Genomic DNA, 3,917 nt, shown 5'->3' on the forward strand with positions numbered 1-3,917 from the left:
CATGCCCATCCGCCGCCACCCGCAGCAACGTCGCCCGCAACAGCGGCCCCGTCGCCAGATCGAACGGCACCGCGGCGTCCGCGGCCAGCCACGCCTGCATCGCCGCCGCCGGATCCGGCTCCCCGGATACATCCACGACCGGCAGATCGAACGGCCCCGCCGGATCGATCACCTGATAGGGCAGGCCGTCCTCGCCGGCCACCAGCCGCGTCCGCAGCACCTCGTGCCGCGCCACCAGCGCCGCCAACGCGGCCGCCAGCCCCGGCACGTCCACCACACCGTCGAGCCGCACCGCCATCGGCACGACGTACTCCACCGAATCCGGCTCCAGCTGCGCCAGGAACCACAACCGCTGCTGCGCGAACGACAACGGCAACCGCACACCCCGATCCACCGGCACCACCACCGGCGCCACCACACCCGGCACCGCCGCCGCAACCGCCGCCGCCACATCCGCCACCGTCGGCGTATCAAACAACACCTCCAACGGCACCTCCACCCCAAACACCGACCGCACCCGCGACACCACCTGCGTCGCCAACAACGAATGCCCACCAAGGGCAAAGAAATTGTCAGTAGCACCAACCCGCTCCACACCCAACAACCCAGCCCACATCCCAGCCAACACCTCCTGCACCGGACCCACCGGAGCAACAAACACCCCATCCAGCCCCAAGCGCGAACCATCAACGTCCGGCAACGCGGCCCGATCCACCTTGCCGTTCGGGTTCAACGGGAACGCCACCACGTCCACAAACACCGCCGGCACCATGAACTCCGGCAACCGCGCTCCAACCCAGCCCCGCAAGACCTCAACCCCAGGCACACCAACACCGGCATCCGCCGGCACCACATACGCCACCAACCGCCGATCCGCCTCATCACCATCCGCAACCACAACCGCATCCCCAACCGCCGGATGCTCCCGCAACACCGCCTCGATCTCGCCCGGCTCGACCCGGAAGCCGCGCACCTTCACCTGCGTGTCCGCGCGGCCGACGAACTCCAGCCGGCCGTCGGCCCGCCACCGCACCACGTCGCCGGACCGGTACAACCGGCCGCCGTCGCCCGTGAACGGGTCGGCGATGAACCGCTCCGCGGTCAGCTCCGCCCGCCCCGCATACCCACGAGCCAGACCCGCCCCACCGATCAACAACTCACCAGGCACCCCAACCGGCACCGGACGCAACAACCCGTCCACCACAAACACCCGCACATTGCCCAACGGACCACCGATCGGCGGATCACCGACCTCCCCCACACCACACGGCATCGTCGTCGCCAGCACCGACACCTCAGTCGGACCGTAGGCATTGAACATCCGCGACCGACCCGCCCACGCCCCCACCAGATCCGCACCGACCCGCTCCGAACCCACCACCCACGTACCCACCCCGGCAACCTCGTCCGGATCCAGCTGGGACAGCAACGACGGCACCACACTGGCCACCTCGACCCGCTGCGCCCGGATCAACGCCGCCAACTGCGCCGGCTCCGACCGCTGCACCCCCGAAGCGATCACCAGCGACCCGCCGCCGGACAGCACCACCGCCACATCCATCACCGCCGCGTCGAACCCGAACGCCGCGAACTGCAACGCAACACGGCCAGGCACCACCCCGAACACCGGACCCAGCTGCACCGCCAAATTCAGCAACCCACGATGCGCAACCACCACACCCTTCGGCACACCCGTCGACCCCGACGTATAGATCACATACGCCGCCTGATCCCCCACCACCGCCGGCAGCGCCACCACATCCGTGCCGTCCAACGGCACGTCCTCCAACCACGTCACCGCCACACCGGCAGACGCCAGCTCCGCCGCCACCGCCCGCTCACCCAGCACCACCGACGCGCCACCGTCGGCGACCATGAACGCCAACCGCTCCACCGGATATCCGGGGTCCAGCGGCAGGTATGCGCCGCCCGCCCGCCACACAGCCAGGATCGCGACCACGAACTCCACCCCACGGTCCAGGCACAAACCGACCACCGACTCCGGACCCACCCCGAGCGCACGCAGCTGCCGCGCCAACAGCTCCGAACGCCGCCACAACTCGCCATACGTCAGCACGACATCGCCGCACCGCACCGCCACCGCGTGCGGATCCGCCGCGACGCGCTCGCCGATCAGCTCGTGCACACCGCCTACCGCCGGCACCGCGGCCGCCGTATCGTTCCAGCGTTCGAGCTGCCGCCGCTCGTCGTGCGTCAGCACCGGCAACCGCGACAGCCGGCGATCCGGGTCCGCCGCCGCGGCCGAGAGCAGCTCCACGAAGTGCCCGACCAGCCGTACCATCCGCTCGGCGTCGAACAGCACCGTGCTGTACCGCAGCGACCCCGCCCCGCCCTCGCCGAGCGACATCGAAAGGTCGAACTTCGCCGGCATCGCCCGCGGCTCCGAGACGCCGTCGCCGGGCTTGTAGTTGAACATCGCCTGGAACAGCGGCGTGCGTGACAGGTCCCGTTCCACGTCCAGGGCGTCGACGAGCTGCTCGAACGGCAGGTCCTGGTGCGCGTACGCGGCCAGGGTCCGCTCCCGCACCCGGCCCAGCAGCTCCGCGAACGTCGGATCACCGGACAGGTCCGTGCGCAGCACGAGCGTGTTGACGAAGAACCCGATCAGGCTTTCGGCCTCGGCCCGGGTGCGGTTCGCGATCGGCGTGCCCACGACGATGTCGTCCTGGCCCGAGTACTGGCCCAGCACCACCGAGAACGCGCTCAGCATCGTCATGAACGTCGAGGCACCCGCTTCGCGGGCGACCGCCCGCAGCCGCTCCACTACGCCCGGGGGAACCTGGAACTCGATCACCGCGCCGTCGGAGGACCGGACCGGCGGGCGCGGCCGGTCGGTCGGCAGCTCCAGCGCCGGCGCCCCGGCCAGGGCGGCCCGCCAGAAGTTCAGCTGGCCGTCGAGCACGTCGCCGGTCAGCCACTGGCGCTGCCACACCGCGAAGTCCGCGTACTGCACCAGCAACGCGGGCAGCTCCGCGCCCGCGTACAACGCCTCCAACTCGCGCTGGAGGATGCCGGCCGACCACTCGTCGCCGACGACGTGGTGCATCGCCAGCGCCAGCACCTGCTCGTCCGCCCCGAGCCGCAGCAGCGTCGCCCGGAACAGCGGCCCGGCCGCCAGGTCGAACGGCAGCACCGCATCCGCGGCCAGCCACGCCTCGGCCGCCGCCGCCGGGTCCGGCTTCCCGGACATGTCCACGACCGGCAGCTCGAAACGCTCCGGCGCCGGGTCGATCACCTGGTACGGCACGCCGTCCTCGCCGGCGACGAGCCGCGTCCGCAGCACCTCGTGCCGCGCCACCAGGCCGCCCAGCGCCGCCGCCAACGCCGCCGCGTCGGCGGCGCCGTCGAGGCGGATCGCCATCGGCATGTTGTAGGCGGCCGAGCCGGGATCCAGCTGGGCCAGGAACCACAGCCGCTGCTGCGCAAACGACAACGGCAGCGGCGCCTCGCGGTCCACCGGCACAATCGGCGACATCGCCGCGGCCGGCGACAGCCCCGCGATCACGGCGGCGAGGCCGGCCACGGTCGGCGCGTCGAACAACGCCGCCACCGGCACCTCAACATCCAAGACCGCCCGGATACGTGACACCACCCGCGTCGCCAACAACGAATGCCCACCAAGGGCGAAGAAGTTGTCGACGGCCCCGACCCGCTCCACCCCCAGAATCTCCGCCCACACCCCCGCCAGCAGCTCCTCGGTCACCGACGACACCGGCACGTACTCGTCATCCAACGCCAACCGCGACGCATCCGGCGCCGGCAACGCCCCCCGATCCACCTTCCCGTTCGCGTTCAACGGCAACGACACCAACTCCACAAACACCGCCGGCACCATGTACTCCGGCAACCGCTCCCGCACCACCCCCCGCAACCCCACCACCGACAACACAGCCTCA

General features: G+C 71.0%; 2 protein-coding genes. One reads left to right on the forward strand and one right to left on the reverse strand.

The features are described 5' to 3' along the window. On the reverse strand, positions 1-3,739 hold a 3,739-nt coding region (locus tag ABD901_RS58150; RefSeq protein ID WP_345144899.1), incomplete at its 3' end, for an amino acid adenylation domain-containing protein. Between ABD901_RS58150 and ABD901_RS58155 the strand changes: the two genes are divergently transcribed. Then, a partial coding sequence (locus ABD901_RS58155; RefSeq protein ID WP_345144902.1) for a hypothetical protein occupies positions 3,654-3,917 on the forward strand: 264 nt, incomplete at its 3' end. The two genes, ABD901_RS58150 and ABD901_RS58155, sit on opposite strands and share 86 nt — an antisense overlap.

Source organism: Dactylosporangium darangshiense (assembly GCF_039537565.1).
GTDB lineage: Bacteria > Actinomycetota > Actinomycetes > Mycobacteriales > Micromonosporaceae > Dactylosporangium > Dactylosporangium darangshiense.